The organism is Synechococcus sp. R3-13, assembly GCF_047462195.1.
Classification (GTDB): domain Bacteria; phylum Cyanobacteriota; class Cyanobacteriia; order Thermostichales; family Thermostichaceae; genus Thermostichus.
The window spans coordinates 1-14,332 of the sequence record NZ_JANSIO010000209.1; the positions used below are offsets into that span (position 1 = coordinate 1).

At 58.1% G+C, this 14,332-nt stretch carries 17 protein-coding genes; 12 read left to right on the forward strand and 5 right to left on the reverse strand.

From position 1 onward, the window contains the following. Positions 1–117: 117 nt before the first annotated feature. Both NW856_RS06470 and rsmH read right to left on the reverse strand, forming a co-directional pair. Positions 118–642 (reverse strand): hypothetical protein, encoded by a 525-nt coding sequence (locus NW856_RS06470; RefSeq protein ID WP_414329297.1) that lies wholly within the window; start codon positions 640–642, stop codon positions 118–120. 175 nt (positions 643–817) lie between these two features. Continuing rightward, the gene (rsmH, locus tag NW856_RS06475; RefSeq protein ID WP_414399564.1) at positions 818–1,717 is read right to left on the reverse strand and encodes a 16S rRNA (cytosine(1402)-N(4))-methyltransferase RsmH; all 900 of its coding nucleotides are present in this window, start codon (positions 1,715–1,717) and stop codon (positions 818–820) included. Positions 1,718–1,963: 246 nt separating this feature from the next. Between rsmH and aroA the strand changes: the two genes are divergently transcribed. From aroA to NW856_RS06490, 3 genes are all read left to right on the forward strand, one after another. Further along, positions 1,964–3,298: a 3-phosphoshikimate 1-carboxyvinyltransferase gene (gene aroA / locus NW856_RS06480; RefSeq protein ID WP_414399565.1), complete on the forward strand. Its 1,335-nt coding sequence runs from the start codon at positions 1,964–1,966 to the stop codon at positions 3,296–3,298. Positions 3,299–3,396: 98 nt separating this feature from the next. Then, complete coding sequence (locus tag NW856_RS06485; protein WP_414399566.1) at positions 3,397–3,783, forward strand: IS630 transposase-related protein; 387 nt, start codon at positions 3,397–3,399, stop codon at positions 3,781–3,783. 132 nt (positions 3,784–3,915) lie between these two features. Beyond that, complete coding sequence (locus tag NW856_RS06490; protein WP_414399567.1) at positions 3,916–4,266, forward strand: TIGR03792 family protein; 351 nt, start codon at positions 3,916–3,918, stop codon at positions 4,264–4,266. Here NW856_RS06490 and NW856_RS06495 read toward each other — a convergent pair. Further along, entirely contained in the window at positions 4,263–5,039 is a 777-nt protein-coding gene (locus NW856_RS06495) for a DUF502 domain-containing protein (protein ID WP_238376947.1), read from the reverse strand. The two genes, NW856_RS06490 and NW856_RS06495, sit on opposite strands and share 4 nt — an antisense overlap. Before the next feature lie 294 nt (positions 5,040–5,333). On the opposite strand from NW856_RS06495, the gene NW856_RS06500 reads away from it, so the two are divergent. The 3 genes from NW856_RS06500 to NW856_RS06510 all read left to right on the forward strand — a co-directional run bounded on the left by NW856_RS06500 (position 5,334) and on the right by NW856_RS06510 (position 8,596). Continuing rightward, entirely contained in the window at positions 5,334–5,801 is a 468-nt protein-coding gene (locus tag NW856_RS06500; protein WP_414329520.1) for an SRPBCC family protein, read from the forward strand. Between the two features lie 77 nt (positions 5,802–5,878). Further along, the gene (locus NW856_RS06505; protein ID WP_414399568.1) at positions 5,879–6,394 is read left to right on the forward strand and encodes a GNAT family N-acetyltransferase; all 516 of its coding nucleotides are present in this window, start codon (positions 5,879–5,881) and stop codon (positions 6,392–6,394) included. Between the two features lie 96 nt (positions 6,395–6,490). Continuing rightward, positions 6,491–8,596, forward strand: a complete 2,106-nt coding sequence (locus NW856_RS06510) for a thioredoxin domain-containing protein (RefSeq protein ID WP_414399569.1) — start codon at positions 6,491–6,493, stop codon at positions 8,594–8,596. Between the two features lie 47 nt (positions 8,597–8,643). Here the strand turns inward: NW856_RS06510 and NW856_RS06515 are convergent, their stop codons facing one another. Then, positions 8,644–9,078, reverse strand: coding sequence for a Fur family transcriptional regulator (locus NW856_RS06515; protein WP_414331897.1), 435 nt, complete (start codon positions 9,076–9,078; stop codon positions 8,644–8,646). Between the two features lie 153 nt (positions 9,079–9,231). Between NW856_RS06515 and NW856_RS06520 the strand changes: the two genes are divergently transcribed. The 6 genes from NW856_RS06520 (at position 9,232) to NW856_RS06545 (ending at position 13,583) form a co-directional block, all read left to right on the forward strand. Continuing rightward, on the forward strand, positions 9,232–10,491 hold the full coding sequence (locus tag NW856_RS06520) for a metallophosphoesterase family protein (protein ID WP_414399570.1): 1,260 nt from the start codon (positions 9,232–9,234) through the stop codon (positions 10,489–10,491). Positions 10,492–10,867: 376 nt separating this feature from the next. After that, positions 10,868–11,212 (forward strand): ArsR/SmtB family transcription factor, encoded by a 345-nt coding sequence (locus NW856_RS06525; RefSeq protein ID WP_414399574.1) that lies wholly within the window; start codon positions 10,868–10,870, stop codon positions 11,210–11,212. 271 nt (positions 11,213–11,483) lie between these two features. Then, entirely contained in the window at positions 11,484–11,735 is a 252-nt protein-coding gene (locus NW856_RS06530; protein ID WP_414330072.1) for a hypothetical protein, read from the forward strand. Positions 11,736–11,849: 114 nt separating this feature from the next. Then, positions 11,850–12,395 (forward strand): DUF3110 domain-containing protein, encoded by a 546-nt coding sequence (locus NW856_RS06535; protein ID WP_414399571.1) that lies wholly within the window; start codon positions 11,850–11,852, stop codon positions 12,393–12,395. Positions 12,396–12,436: 41 nt separating this feature from the next. Then, a complete protein-coding gene (locus tag NW856_RS06540) occupies positions 12,437–13,162 on the forward strand; it encodes a hypothetical protein (protein ID WP_414399572.1) in 726 nt (241 codons plus the stop codon). 31 nt (positions 13,163–13,193) lie between these two features. Continuing rightward, positions 13,194–13,583: a hypothetical protein gene (locus NW856_RS06545; RefSeq protein WP_414399573.1), complete on the forward strand. Its 390-nt coding sequence runs from the start codon at positions 13,194–13,196 to the stop codon at positions 13,581–13,583. 24 nt (positions 13,584–13,607) lie between these two features. Here the strand turns inward: NW856_RS06545 and NW856_RS06550 are convergent, their stop codons facing one another. Continuing rightward, positions 13,608–13,889, reverse strand: coding sequence for a DUF1830 domain-containing protein (locus NW856_RS06550; RefSeq protein WP_414331305.1), 282 nt, complete (start codon positions 13,887–13,889; stop codon positions 13,608–13,610). Positions 13,890–14,332: the final 443 nt, after the last annotated feature.

The following is a 14,332-nucleotide window of genomic DNA, read 5'->3' on the forward strand; positions in this document are numbered from 1 at the left end:
GTTCAGCAGTGTTCAGCGTAAATGTATCAGATACGCTGAGACTTCACAAGACCCACAGCTTTTGGGAAAGCAAGATGGGGACGCTGGCCTAGCCGTCATGGGCGGGATCCGTATGAATTAGTACCCAACCGGATAGAAAAGAGGGGCTTTTTCGATTTCTGGCAAAGCCGTTGCCTGGTGGGCTGGATCCGGTTTAACTTGGCTGGGAGAGGCAATCGGCACCTCGATCATCCGATCCGGTACCAGCGGCACCATTTCGGAGCGGTCGGCGATTTCCCGCAGAGAATTGGCAATGGATTCTTGAGTCAGCAGAAACTGCCGTTCGTTGCGTTGCATCTGCTGCCACACCTGGTAACGCTGGCTCCACCGGCTTTGGGTATGCACAGTCCAACTGTAAAGGCTCAACACTGAAACGCCGGAGAGGATAGCCATCCCTGTGGAGATTTGCTTCCACCAGGCTAGGTGTTCTGCCCAAGCAAGATGCTGGCTGCGAGGATGGGCTGACTTCAACTTCAAATTCAAAGGTTGGGTGCGGCTGGCCTGAACTGTACCGGAGAGGGGTCGGCTCAGAGCAGAAGGCTGTCTGTGGCGACGAGGGCTTTTGGGACGATCAAGACCTGCGTTCAAAGGCTGGCTAACCATAGGGCTTAACCTCACACACACCAAGGGATCCAACGGTGCAGGACTGCCGGTTCCGCTTCACCCTAGTTCCCCGCATCCCCCAATAGCAACCCCCTTCTCCCGATTCCTGGTCTCGGCGGGCTAGCCGTCCGCTTCACAGTAGCCGATCTCTTGAGATTGGGAGAACTGACTGGTGCTACATCTGACTGCTGCGGGCAGCCACTCGCAGTTTGGCAGAGCGGGCCCGTGGATTACGTTGCCGTTCCAGTTCGGAAGAGGACAAGGGCCTGGGGGTGAGCACCTGCCAACGGGGATCCCTGCGGAAGGCCCATTTCACCAAGCGATCTTCAAGGCTATGGAAGCTGATCACGGCCAACCTGCCGCCGGGTTTCAACCAAGTGGGGGCTTGGGCCAGCAAGGTTTCTAAAGCCTCCAGTTCTCGGTTCACGGCAATGCGCAACGCCTGAAAGACCCGAGTGGCCGGGTGAATGCGGCCTCGCCGAGCTGCCGGAGGTACTGCCTGCCAAACCACCTGGGCCAACTGAGTGGTTGTGGCGAGGGGACGAGCCTGCTCGATGTGATGGGCGATGCGGCGGGCAAATCGCTCTTCGCCGTAACGGGTGAAAATCTCGATCAACTCTTCGACCGGGCGATGATTAACCCAATCGGCGGCAGTCTCCTGAGCTGTACTGGGATCCATGCGCATGTCCAGCGGCCCCTCCCCGCGAAAGCTAAATCCCCGCTCAGGACAGTCCAGTTGCGGCGAACTCACCCCCAAGTCGGCCACGATGCCATCGAAGGGGATCCCCTGCCCCTGCTCATCCCGAAAGCCATGCTGCTGCAGATCGAAATCGGCAAAATTGAGGTGCCACAGTTGGATGCGGCTGCCGGGGATCCCTTCTGCTGCAAAACGCGCTTGCGCCGCCTGCAGAGCCGCCGGATCCCGATCCAACCCCACCACTCGGGCAGCTCCCCCCCGCAGCAGCGCCAAGCTGTGTCCACCCCCTCCCAACGTCACATCCAAAAAAATACCGCCCCCCTGGGGTTGCAGGTAGGCCATCACCTCCTCGGTTAAAACAGAGTCGTGTTGATACACCTTGCCAAGCACGGTCTGCGGGGGTTCTATTTCTGCTGCTACAAAGTTCAGTATCTGCAAAAAAAAGGCCGAGGCCAGGCCCCGACCGAGGAATCCATGTTGTTAAGGTGATCCTCTGGGAAAAGAGGGGTGGCCGTCAAAAGACAGGCTGTCTTGGGATCCCTGGTAAGATCTCTGGGGCATGAGTCCGGGCCTGAGTAAGATGAGACTGCTGCCGCTTTTGCCCAGTCTGCCGTCAGGGTTGCTGTGTTGACTCACTCTTCTGCTACTGATATCTTGACCCTCTCGCCGGCCAAGGGCCTGCGCGGCCAAGTGAGCATCCCCGGCGACAAGTCCATTTCCCACCGCGCCCTGATGCTGGGATCCCTGGCCGAAGGAGAAACCACCATCCAAGGGCTGTTGCTGGGAGAGGATCCCCGCAGTACGGCAGCCTGCTTTCGGGCGCTGGGGGCAGATATTTCGGAGCTCAACAGCGAGTGTGTTCGCATTCGGGGAGTTGGCCTGGGCCGGCTGCAAGAACCGGCAGACGTGTTGGATGCCGGCAACTCCGGCACCACCTTGCGCCTGATGCTGGGGATCCTGGCTGGCCAAGCCGGGCGCTTTTTTGCCGTCACCGGGGATCGATCCCTGCGCTCGCGGCCCATGGGGCGGGTGGTAGAACCGCTGCGGCAGATGGGGGCCAGCATTTGGGGACGGGCCGGTGGGACGTTGGCACCTTTGGCCGTACAAGGGGGATCCCTCAAGGGCATTCACTACCGCTCCCCGGTGGCTTCAGCGCAGGTAAAATCCTGCCTCTTGCTGGCGGGTCTGCTGGCGGAAGGCACCACCCAAGTCACCGAGCCGGCTCTCTCTCGGGACCACTCGGAACGGATGTTGCGGGCCTTCGGGGCCAACATTCAGGTGGATCCGGAAACAAAAACCGTGGCCGTGGTGGGGGGATCCCGCCTGGTGGGCCAGAGAGTTCAGGTGCCGGGGGATATCAGCTCGGCAGCCTTTTGGCTGGTGGCCGCCTCCATTGTGCCCGAGAGCGAATTGCTGCTAAGGGATGTGGGCCTCAACCCCACCCGTACCGGTGCGCTGCAGGTGTTGCAGGAGATGGGGGCCGATATTCAAATTGAAAACTGCCGGGAAATGGCCGGTGAGCCCCTGGGAGATCTGCGGGTGCGTTCGGCCCGCTTGCGCGGCTGCACCATCGCCGGCGATCTCATCCCCACCCTGATCGACGAGATCCCGGTTTTGGCGGTGGCGGCGGCCTTTGCCGAGGGGATCACCGTGATTCGCGATGCCGCAGAGCTGCGGGTGAAAGAAAGCGACCGCCTGTCAGCCATGGCCCAAGAGTTGAGCCGCATGGGAGCCCAGGTCGCCGAATATCCCGATGGCCTGGAAATCAAAGGAGGGATCCCCCTTCATGGAGCTGAGGTCGATAGCCACGAGGATCACCGCATCGCCATGAGTCTGATGGTGGCAGCCCTGGGAGCGCAGGGATCCACCCTCCTCAGGGGAGCCGACTGTGCCCGCATCTCCTACCCCGACTTCATTCCCACCCTGCAACGATTGACAGCTTCTTCCCTCGAGTCTTGAGAGGATCTTGTGGGGAGCGAAGATCTATGGTCAATTCAGTTGATGATGAGACGGTATTAAAGTAAGATGGCATGAAGGCAGACTCAGGAGAAAGCTCCATGGGCTACAGCTTAGACCTGAGAGAAAGAGTCGTAGGGTATGTCCAGGAAGGGGGCAGCCCCACCACAGCCGCACAGATTTACAAAGTCAGTCGCGCAACGGTTTATCGCTGGCTGAATCGAGAGGATCTTAGGCCGACAAAAGTCAAGACCCGGAAACGCAAGATAGACTTGGCCGCCCTGCAGCAAGATGTGGACCAGTACCCAGAAGCTCGACTGAAGGAGAGAGCCCAGAGGTTCGGCGTCCAACCCAGTGCTATTTACTATGCTCTCAGGAAGCTGCAAATAACACGAAAAAAAAGAGTTAGGGTATCGAGAGCGGGATCGAGAAGAGAGAATTCAGCACTCCAGGGTCTTGAGGGGATGGGTTCAGAAGTACGGGAGTGAGAGCGTGGTTCCGTTGGTGAAGGGATAAGACCTACGGCCCGCTTTCGCGAACAGAGCTGTTGCACTGGCCAGTGTCTTGTTGCTATTTGAATTGACCACATCCCCATCTCTAACTTTGTCGCCCTTGTTCTTGTGTCAACCCATCCCAGCCCGCCCGGCCCTATCGCTATTGAACATCTCTGCTTCCGGGTTCCTCCCGGTGGGGTAGCAGCCTTTCTTCAGCAAGACGAGCAGGTTTGGGGATCTGCCCTTCGCCGACATCCGGGTTTTCTGGGCAAAGAAGTTTGGCTGGATCAGCAGGATCCTGAACTTGTCCACCTCATCCTCCGCTGGGCCAGCCGCGCTGATTGGAAAGCCTTTTCCCCCGAGCAAGTGGAGGCGTTGGATCGGCAGATGCGGCCTTTTTATGTGCGCTTGGAACAGGCCAAAGAATACCAGCTCTGGCAGCCCGGCCCTTCTGCAGGGACAGGAAAGCAGGATTAAGGGATCCCTTCAGTCTCAAAACCTACCTCAGAGCCCACCGAGTCAGCCCTGGGGGATCCTGCCACCCGCTCCTGCTCCACCAGCTCCCGCAAACTGGGCATGGTCACGGCCAAAGCTCCTTCTCGCCGCTGCAGCCCCGCTTCAAAACTCTCAGGGGTGACAATGCCGCCGGAAATGAGCATCTTAAAAGCATCTTCCACCGGCATGAACACTTCCACCACCTGGTCTTCCGGCACAATGGCGTACCAGCCCGTCGTTGGGTTGGGGGTGGTGGGCACAAACAGGCCAAGGGAGCGCTGCGGCCCATCGGGCCGAATGGGAGTTTGAATGGTGCCCGTCACAAAGGCCAGCGCCCAAGCTCCTGGTCGGGGATATTCCACCAGCACCACCCGCCGAAAGCGCTGATTGTTGGGGGCAAACAAAACACTGACCAATTGCTTCAAGGTCTTGTACACCAGCCCCGCCACCGGAATCGCATGGAGCAACTGTTCGCTGAGATTGAGCAGCCACTGGCCGACAATGTTGCGGGCCATGAAGCCAATCAACAGGATGAGCACAATCGGCGTCAACAGGCCCACCGCCAGATCGATGAGGTTGATCAAGATCGGGTGCAAACCCTGGATGGGATTGAACTGCTTCGGAATGCTGGTCAGAAAGCCAATGCTCCAGGTGGCCACCTCCACCGTCAGCCAAATGGTAGTTGCCAGAGGGATCACCACCAGCAACCCCGCCACGAAGTAGTTCTTCAGATGCTGTTTCCATTGAGAAACCATGGTGAGGTCGTTCCGTCAAGTCAACCGAGTGGATGCACCGAACCTTTGCAAGTGGAGCTTGCAGATGGCAATCATGATACCTGCCTTCTGCATTGCCCTCATGGGGGGCAGCCGCAACTTGCTCGAAAAAGAAACCGGGCTGCCAAAAAGCGCAGAGCCCCAAACTTTCACGAGGCCGATAATGCTATCTTAGGTCGATATAAAATTTTGTAAAGGCAGGGATCCCGTCCCGAGGCGTTGTGGCCAAGCCCCTGGATGGTTTGTGTTTCTGCTGGGTGTTGCGTGGGAGGCCCTATGTCAGAGTCAGATTGGCTAGAGCATACCTGTCAGGTGGAGGTGCCTGTTCCCATTGAGCAGGTATGGGATTTGTGGGCCAACCTCACCCTCATGCCCCGTTGGATGAAGTGGATCCGCTCGGTGGAATTGCTGGATCAGGAGCTGTCCCGGTGGACACTGGATACCCGCGGCCTCACCTTCAGTTGGATCTCCCGCACCCACACGGTGGTGAAACACCAACACATCGGCTGGAGTTCGGTGGAGGGGCTGCCCAACCGGGGCGCGCTGCGCTTTTACGACCGCAAAGGCAGTACCATTGTGAAGCTGTCGGTGGCCTACAAGCTCCCGGGGATCCTCGGCAAAATCTTGGATGGCCTGTTTGTGGGCAAAGTGGTGGAGAGCACCATCCAGGCAGATCTGGAGCGCTTCAAAGCCTATGCCCTAGAGCAGGCGGGGCCAGCCGCCGACAATGCCTCGGCCAGCTAGTCTCCGTTCGTCAGGCCCAAGTGTTTTGCTGAACTCCCCCTTCCTTGCCAACCCTCACTGCTGCAAAGGTCTTCTTCATGCCCGATCCCTCTCCTGAGCCTGTCATTGCCCTCTCTCGTCAGCCGGTGGACAACCGCAACATTCGCTTCTCTCTGGAGCGGGGCGAGCTGGATCTGGATCAACTTCTCCTGCTGTTGAACCGCAATGCCTTTTGGGCGCAGAATCGCCGGCGGCAGGAGATGGAGCGGGCCGTTGCCCACAGCCATCCGGTGGTCAGCGCCTGGGATGGGGAGCGCCTGATTGGCTTTGGCCGCGCCACTTCCGATGGGGTTTACCGGGCCGTCCTCTGGGATATCGTGGTTGATCACGATTACCGACGTCAGGGCATTGGCCGCAAGTTGGTGGAAACCCTGATCAGCCATCCCCACCTGCAGTCGGTGGAGCGCATCTACCTGTTCACAACCCATCAGCGTGGCTTTTACGAGCGAATCGGCTTTGTGGAAAATCCCAGCACCACCTTGGTTTTACACGGGCGCCCTCTGGAGTTTTTGATCCCGGCTGCCGAGCAGGAGCAGGGGATCCCAGGGAAATGAGGCAGGTGAGTGTATCTCGAACAACAGTGGGTTGGTTCGGCCTCGGCAGGAGAACGCGCTAGCCTGAAAAGCAAAAAAAGGTGAGAGGGTGTACCTATGGCCAATCGCCTCGCCACAAGTTCCAGCCTTTATTTGCGCAAGCACGCCGAGAACCCGGTGGATTGGTGGCCTTGGATCCCCGAGGCTCTGGAGAAAGCGCGGGCCGAGGATAGGCCGATTTTTCTGTCCATCGGCTATTCCAGTTGCCACTGGTGTACGGTCATGGAGGGCGAGGCTTTTTCCAACCCGGAGATCGCCGCTTTCCTCAATGCCCATTTTTTGCCCATCAAGGTGGATCGCGAGGAGCGGCCCGATCTCGACAGCATCTACATGCAGGCGTTGCAGCTTATGAGCGGGCAGGGGGGGTGGCCCCTCAATGTTTTCCTCACGCCCGATGACCTGGTGCCCTTTTATGCTGGCACCTATTTTCCTGTAGAGCCCCGCTTTGGCCGCCCGGGGTTTCTGGCCTTGCTGCAGCGCATCCTGCAGTTTTACCGGCAGGAAAAGGAAAAAATAGAGGAGATGAAAGGCCAGATTTTGACGGCTCTGACCACCCTCAGCGACTTAGTGCCGGAAGACCACATTCCCGCCGACCTGCTGCGCTCTGGGATCCCCAAGATCCAGCCTTTGCTCTCCAATGCCGGGGCGGTGCAGCAATTTCCCATGATGCCCTACGCTCAGTTGGTATTGCGTTCGGCCCGCTTCGACCCACCAGAAGGGATCCCCGGCTCCATGAGCGCTCTGGAACGGGCCAAAGAGCGGGGCATGGCCTTGGTGTTGGGAGGGATCTTCGACCATGTGGCCGGCGGCTTTCACCGCTACACCGTGGATCCCACCTGGACGGTGCCCCACTTTGAAAAGATGCTCTACGACAACGGGCAGATCCTAGAGTTTCTCTCCGATCTGTGGGCGCACGGTATCCAAGATCCGGCCATCGAGCGGGCGGTGCGGCTGACGGTGGAGTGGGTGGCGCGAGAGATGACCGCCCCTGCCGGGTATTTCTACGCCGCTCAAGATGCCGACAGCTTTGCCCGGGCAGAGGATCGAGAGCCAGAGGAGGGAGAGTTCTACGTCTGGCGCTGGCAGGAGCTGCAGGATCTCTTGGGGGAAGAAACCTTCCGCGCCTTGCAGCAGGCGTTTGACCTGTCTCCGGGGGGCAATTTCCCTGATCGGCCCGGCTGCATCGTCTTGCAGCGCCAACAGGGAGGAGCGTTGCCGCCAGAAGTTGAAGCCGCCTTGACCACCCATCTGTTTCAGGCACGCTATGGCTCTGCGGATCGACGAGTTCCCTTCCCTCCGGCAGTGGATGCCCAGTCGGCCCGTCTGCAATCCTGGCCAGGGCGAATCCCACCTGTCACCGACACCAAGATGATCGTCTCTTGGAACGCCTTGATGATCTCCGGCCTGGCGCGGGCCTATCAAGTGTTCGGCAACGCAGACTATCTGCAATTCGCTCTGCGGGCTGCCCAATTCATCCTCAGCCAGCAGCGCCACCCTGAGACCGGATCCCTGTTGCGCCTGAACTACGATGGCACAGCTCAGGTGCCCGCCAAATCGGAAGATTACGCCCTGCTGATCAAGGCCCTGTTGGACTTGCAGCAAGCCTGCCTGCCCCTGGTGGGGGATCCCACCCCTCAAGACTGGTTGCAGGCTGCCCTCCAGCTCCAGCAGGAGATGGATGCGCAACTGTGGGATCCGGCCAGGGGGGGATACTTTGTCAGCGATGCCCAGAGTGCCCCTGAGCTGTTGGTGCGAGAGAAGGAGTTCCAGGACAACGCTACCCCTGCAGCCAATGGGGTGGCCATTGCCAACCTGGTGCGCCTTGCCGCCCTCACTGGAGATCTGGACTACCTGGAGCGGGCAGAGCAGGCCTTGAAAACCTTTGCCCACATCATGAGCACCCAGCCGCGCACCTGCCCCAGCCTTTTTGCCGGACTGGATTGGTATAGCAATTGGGTGAAAGTCACCCTGGAGGCCGATTCCATTCCCGCCTTTCAGCAACGATCTTGGCCCACCACCGTCTTTGCTCTCCCCACCGAGACCGAACCTCTGCCGGAAGGAGCTCTAGGGCTGGTGTGCTGGGGCAACAAATGCCTGGCCCCTGCCAGTTCTCTCGAGCAAATCCAGTCGCAAATCGGCAAAGGCCAAAATCGAGCTTACTGACCTTTGCCCAACTTTTGCTCAGGGCAGCAGGGATCCCTTTGCCAAGGTTACTGCTGGGGCTCCGCAGGCTTTTCCACCCCAAAAAACTCAATGCGGTAACTTTGGATGCGGGTGCCCGTTTGTTGCTCCACTTGGGCCAGCAGTTCAGGCGGCAGCTCCACGTCCACATCCAAGATGCGGTTGCTATCCAGACAGTTCACGTGGCTGTGGGGATGGGTGCGGTTGCCGTAGCGGCGCCCATCGGCACGATCCAAGCACTCGACAATGTTGTGGCTGGCCAAAGCTTCCAGGTTTTGATAAACGGACGTGTGGCCAATCGGTTTGCCCTGCTGATTTAGGCGATCGTAAATCTCGCGGGCGGAGAGGTGCTCGCCACACTGCCACAGCAGCTCCAGGATATAACGGCGCTGTCGGCTCAAACGCAGATTGCACTCCCGGCACCGTTCCAAAGCAGCTTCCAAAGAATCCAAGGGGCGAGGCATGGAAAACCTCAAGTCATACCGAGTCTGAGATAGGTAGTTGCTCATCTCTACCAAGGTAGCATTTGTGCGTCAACAGTTGTTCAAAAAACACCCCGAACTCTACAAGAGCTGCCGCGCATAGCCATCTTCGAGCCGAGTCCAGGCCGTGCGCAGATGGAAGAGCCCAACATCAGCCTTTTGATTTTCTACAATACCGCTGGAGTGTTGGGGGCAAAGATCATGCAGCGGCGCAAGGTAATTCTGGGTTTGTTGGGGTTGGCCAGCAGCAGTGGATTGGCAGGAGCCTATTGGGCCAGTCGGCAGCAGCCCTCTCATCTAGCCCCAGGGATCGGATCCCCTAGAGCCGCTCTCCCCTCTCCTACCCCCCAGCCCACCCCCACCGTCGTCCCCCATCCAGATGCCCCCCATGGCCTCTACATCCCCCCCCGCCGAGATCTGCGCCTCTTGGTCATCAGTGACATGAACGGCATCTACGGCTCGGTGGAATACGACCCAGAGGTGGATCGGGGCATCGGCCTCATCCCCTATCTTCAGCCGGATATTGTTTTGGGAGGAGGAGATATGGTGGCCGGTCAGGATCCCCGCCTGTCGGAGGAGCGCATTCGCGCCATGTGGGCAGCCTTCGACCGGCATGTGGCTGGCCCAATCCGTGCGGCCAAACTTCCCTACGGCTTTACCTTGGGCAATCACGATGCTTCCTGTGCCCGCACCACGCGGGGCGGCTTTCTCTTTCAAAAAGAACGGGATCTGGCCCGCGAGTTTTGGAACGATCCGGCCCACGACCCAGGTTTGAACTTTGTGGATCGGGGGGACTTTCCCTTCTACTACACCTTTGAAAAAGACGATGTGTTTTACCTAGTCTGGGATGCCACCTGCAATTACATCCCGCCCGAACAAATGGCCTGGGCGGAAGCGGCTCTGGCCAGCGAACGGGCTCAGAAGGCCAAGTTGCGCATCGTCATCGGCCACCTACCCCTCTATGCCATTACCGTTGGGCGCGACGATCCGGGAGAAGTGCTGCTGGAGGCGGATGCCAAACGGGCTCTGCTGGAGAAGTACCGCGTCCACACCTACATCAGCGGCCACGACCACGGCTACTACCCTGGCCACAAAGGGCAACTGCAACTGCTTCACTGCGGCATTCTCGGCTCTGGCCCTCGTCCCCTCTTGGGCAGCCCTCTGCCCCCCCGCAAGACCCTCACCCTTATCGACGTGGATTTCGAGAGCCCAGATGTTACCTATTACACTACCTATCACATGCGGGATCTGAGCGTGATCGACCAAGCAGAGCTGCCCCGTTTCATCACTGGGCACAATGGCTTGGTGCTGCGCCGCGACGTCAATTGGGACAACCTCACCCCCCAAGAAATCGCCACCTGCCAAGCTCGTATTGGATCCCTGTGTCGGGATTAACGTCTCCGTCTTGGCAAAAGATTGATGAGCCGTTTGTAGATGCTCTCGCGAGGGTTCTGCACACTTCGCGAGCAGCCCAGGCTTTTCAACAGATGATTCAAAGCAGCTTTTTCCAGCAACACCAGCCATAGCCGGTGCAACTGTGTCTCTCGCATAACGGATCCCAGTGATTGATTTCAGCGAAACTGTGGAGAGCTTGTGAAGGCAGCAACAAGAAACGTTAAAGAGAACACAAAGTTGGCAACGGAATGTTGGCAGTGTTATCTTCAAGCGCGGTTGACCTACCGTCGCTGAGCCGGTTGACTGTTGCGCCTTTTCCCTGCCGTCCAACTGATCGACAACTGGAGCGCAAAACTCCTGCTACCCTGGTTGAATGATGGTTTCGTTCCTGGATGAGGTAGAGGGGAATTTGACAGATGAGCAGGTGCGGGCGGGGTTCCACGCTCTCTCCGACCCGATTCGCCTGCGCGTGCTGCAACTGCTGCAGGGGCGTGAGTTGTGTGTTTGTGATCTCTGCGAGGAGCTGAAGGTGAGCCAATCCAAGCTCTCGTTTCACCTAAAAACCCTGCGGGATGCGAAATTGGTCAATGCTCGCCAGCAGGGCCGCTGGATTTACTACAGCCTCAACCCACCCGGTTTTCAGCTCCTGCAGCATTTTTTGGATAGATTGGGGCAAGCTGGCCCTGTCAAGGCCGCAGTTCCCTGTGTGGAAGACCTCTAAGGCGCGCAGGGATCCCAAAATGTCCCTAGAAAAACTGTCGGATCCCGCCCTTGTACATTCCGAAGACGGGCTTGCTGCAACACAAGAAATTACAGATGTGAATGGTGTTCCCTGCTGGCAACCCCAGGGATCCCGGCGGGTCAACAAGGCCTCCGGCCCGCTGGCGCGAACGGAGAAAATGAGGATCCCATCTCCTAAAATCCATCAAAGTTCCCTGACACCAGCTCCCCTGTTGCTTAGTTAGGATTGATACAAGAGAGGTGGGAACAACATGATACGTGAACAGCGAGAAGAGTTGGAACGCATCCACCGAGCACACCTGTGGAATCGCCTCAAGGAGCGGGTGAAACGCGCCCAGTTGAATCCATCTCTGCTGGCTTTGCTGGCACGAGAGGCTTTTGAGTTGGGCTTCCCCCTTCCCTCTTTATCTGACCAACCCCAGGTCAATTCCCCTGCTGAGCAGCCCCAAGATGGAAGTCATCATCGCCGCACAAGGCCTCCGGCCCGCTGGCGCGAACGGTGAGTCCACCCTCTCTTCTGGCCGAGAAAGCGGGCAGCCACGATCATAGGAGAATTTCTCTCCAGGGACTCTCAGAACAGCTAGTCTAGGCAATGATTTTGAATAAAATCAGAGCCCATGATGAACACCACCGAAGCCCTTGAGATTCTCAACCTTCCGCCCGATGCAACCGAGCGGCAGATCCGGGGGCGACTGTTTCAGGAATACCAAACCCTCAGTACTGCCCTCGCAGAACTGGAGGACGAGCGACAAAGACCCTTGCTAGAGGCGCAACTGGCGCGGCTGAATGAGGCGCGGGATGTATTGCTTAGCGGGGGATCCCAGGCTGAGAAGGGTTTGTCTTGGGTCAGCCCAGAGGACTTGCCCCCCCAGGTGATTGTGCTGCTTTACCAAGCCAATGGGCAGGAGGGAATCTGCACGCGCCAGGTTGGGGGTCAAGATATCGTCATTGCTTTCGAGAGCTCGTTTGCGGCAAGAAAATATGCGCAGCGGTTGGCTCAACAGGGACTGCCCAAGCCCGTGGCAGAACGCTTTGACACGCAGGAGATCGTCGATTTTTGCCGCAGCGGAGGGTATGGGCTGATGGTGGTTCCGGCCAGCGAAACGCTGGAGCCTCTACAAGAAAGCACGGAAGCTGCCCGTGATTGGCAGGGCAGGTCTTGATGCCGTTTGGCCTCGATCCACTTGCGTTAAGGGTGCCCTCGATGATTAGTGTGGAACCGATCTCTGTGGACGAGTTTCGCCAGCTCATGGCCGCCGATCTGGACGCTTGCTGCGAGGCCTTTGATTTGCGGGCGGAGTACCTGCGTCTGCAGCAACAGCGGCTACGCTCCTGGGGCATGCTGGCCTTTGGTTTGATAGCAATAGCCTTGGTCATCTTCTTGGGGATGCGGGATCCCGGCTCTTGGGTGTCCTATGCCGCAGCTACCGGGATCCTACTGCTGCTCCTGTTGGGGATCCTGAGAGTCAGCCTGCGCTTGGGAAAAAGCCTGCATCGCATCCGGCAGCGTTGGCAGGAGGCCCACCTGCTCAACAGCACCCCTGAGATGATGAAGTTTGCCACCGATCTGGCCCGCAAGGTAAAAGACTACAACCACTGGGTCAACGAGCTCCAACAATCCCTGCAGGGGGGGCAGCATTGGCGAGATTTTCGGCAACTCAGTGAGGCTGAGCAAAAGTACATCCAATCGCTGTTTTTACAAGTGCGGGCCCAACTGGTGATGGCCCTACAGGTGTGCCGAGCTTTGATCGAGGATCCACAAGCCTCTGTGGCTCAGTATCTCAACCAAATGGTTGCCCGGGATCAGCAACTGCTGGAGCAGTTTACCGCCAAAAACTTGACTGGCAACCGCTACGCAACCCTGGCTCGTGAGCTGTCCGGCCTGGAGGCAGATCTACAAGCTCAGCTCAGAACCTTGGGCTCTCGATGATACCCTGTTGGAGGTGTCCAGCAGCGTACTCATGGGCAGTAGAGGCACTCGAAAATTGTACGGCCTGTTGCTTGCCGGCGGACTGGGCTTGCTGGGATGCGGGGATCCGAATGTACCTCTGACCCAACCGCCCCCCGATGCTTTTCGGGTTAGCACCCCACGGCCACCGCGCCTGGATCTCTATCCCACCCCATCACCAACACCAACTCCTACCCCGACACCACCCCCCAGCTTGCTGGAGCTCACAGCCCGTTGGTTGGGGATCCCTTGGCCACCCCAAGAGACCAGCCTGGTGAGATTGAGCGCCCGTTTCCTGGAGATCCCCCTACCTCCCAAGCCCCGCCGCTCCGCCAGCCCCTCACCTCAGCCTTCCCCCAGTTCGGAAAGAGAAGAGAGAAAGCAGCAAGGCCGCGAAACCTAGTCCGCACCCCTGGCCTCTGGAGATCTAGGCGCCCGCAGTCACCGGCTCCGTTTCTCGAACGCGCAGCTTTTCACAGGGGATGGTGTCTGCCAGAATGGAGCTGGCCATCATGCCCGTGTGAATCTCCAGTTTGGCTCCGGGCACCGCCTCAAACAGCAGCCGCTGGCCTGGAAAGACCACCCGCTCAAAGTACCAGTTTTCGATATTCGTGATGCGAACCACCTGAATGGAGCTGGTCGCATTGATGTAGCTACAGGTTATTCGCTCTGCTCGTTTTTTATCGGGGATTGCATCGAGTGTTTGCATAATTCAGATTACCAGCCCACGTTGCTCAGCCTACCATCTACCCTAACACCGTCTGGGGATCACTGCGGTAGTCTGCGATACGGCGATCCCAACTGGCAGAAATCAATCCTGGAAAAACATAGTCATTCATAGTCATTCCAAACTAGATTGAAACACTTCCCAAGCGTTCCGCGCCGCTTACAGAGGGAGTCATCCTTCACCCCCAGCCCCTCTCCTTTGGGAGAGGAGAGTTAGGAAGCAATGCCACGGAAAGGTCTCATTCCTGTTTAAAATGACTGTAACTTCTGTATCTTACCTTACCGTTTCGATGTCCAGAAGGGTTCTGCAATTCGAGGAAGATTTGAATTAGGATTTTTCCCCAATATGGGACAATTTCTCATAGAAAATCTCCACAGAGTAGTAGTCAGGATTACAATTTTCCGTTCCCTTGGAGTTTGGGGATC

Coding starts and splice junctions, on each gene's coding strand:
- NW856_RS06550 (WP_414331305.1), bottom strand. CDS start 13,889: ATGCAAACACTCGATGCAATCCCCGATAAAAAACGAGCAGAGCGAATA.
- NW856_RS06520 (WP_414399570.1), top strand. CDS start 9,232: ATGGAAGAGCCCAACATCAGCCTTTTGATTTTCTACAATACCGCTGGA.
- NW856_RS06530 (WP_414330072.1), top strand. CDS start 11,484: ATGATACGTGAACAGCGAGAAGAGTTGGAACGCATCCACCGAGCACAC.
- NW856_RS06510 (WP_414399569.1), top strand. CDS start 6,491: ATGGCCAATCGCCTCGCCACAAGTTCCAGCCTTTATTTGCGCAAGCAC.
- NW856_RS06505 (WP_414399568.1), top strand. CDS start 5,879: ATGCCCGATCCCTCTCCTGAGCCTGTCATTGCCCTCTCTCGTCAGCCG.
- NW856_RS06525 (WP_414399574.1), top strand. CDS start 10,868: ATGGTTTCGTTCCTGGATGAGGTAGAGGGGAATTTGACAGATGAGCAG.
- NW856_RS06500 (WP_414329520.1), top strand. CDS start 5,334: ATGTCAGAGTCAGATTGGCTAGAGCATACCTGTCAGGTGGAGGTGCCT.
- NW856_RS06545 (WP_414399573.1), top strand. CDS start 13,194: ATGGGCAGTAGAGGCACTCGAAAATTGTACGGCCTGTTGCTTGCCGGC.
- NW856_RS06485 (WP_414399566.1), top strand. CDS start 3,397: ATGGGCTACAGCTTAGACCTGAGAGAAAGAGTCGTAGGGTATGTCCAG.
- NW856_RS06540 (WP_414399572.1), top strand. CDS start 12,437: ATGATTAGTGTGGAACCGATCTCTGTGGACGAGTTTCGCCAGCTCATG.
- NW856_RS06515 (WP_414331897.1), bottom strand. CDS start 9,078: ATGCCTCGCCCCTTGGATTCTTTGGAAGCTGCTTTGGAACGGTGCCGG.
- NW856_RS06495 (WP_238376947.1), bottom strand. CDS start 5,039: ATGGTTTCTCAATGGAAACAGCATCTGAAGAACTACTTCGTGGCGGGG.
- NW856_RS06535 (WP_414399571.1), top strand. CDS start 11,850: ATGATGAACACCACCGAAGCCCTTGAGATTCTCAACCTTCCGCCCGAT.
- NW856_RS06470 (WP_414329297.1), bottom strand. CDS start 642: ATGGTTAGCCAGCCTTTGAACGCAGGTCTTGATCGTCCCAAAAGCCCT.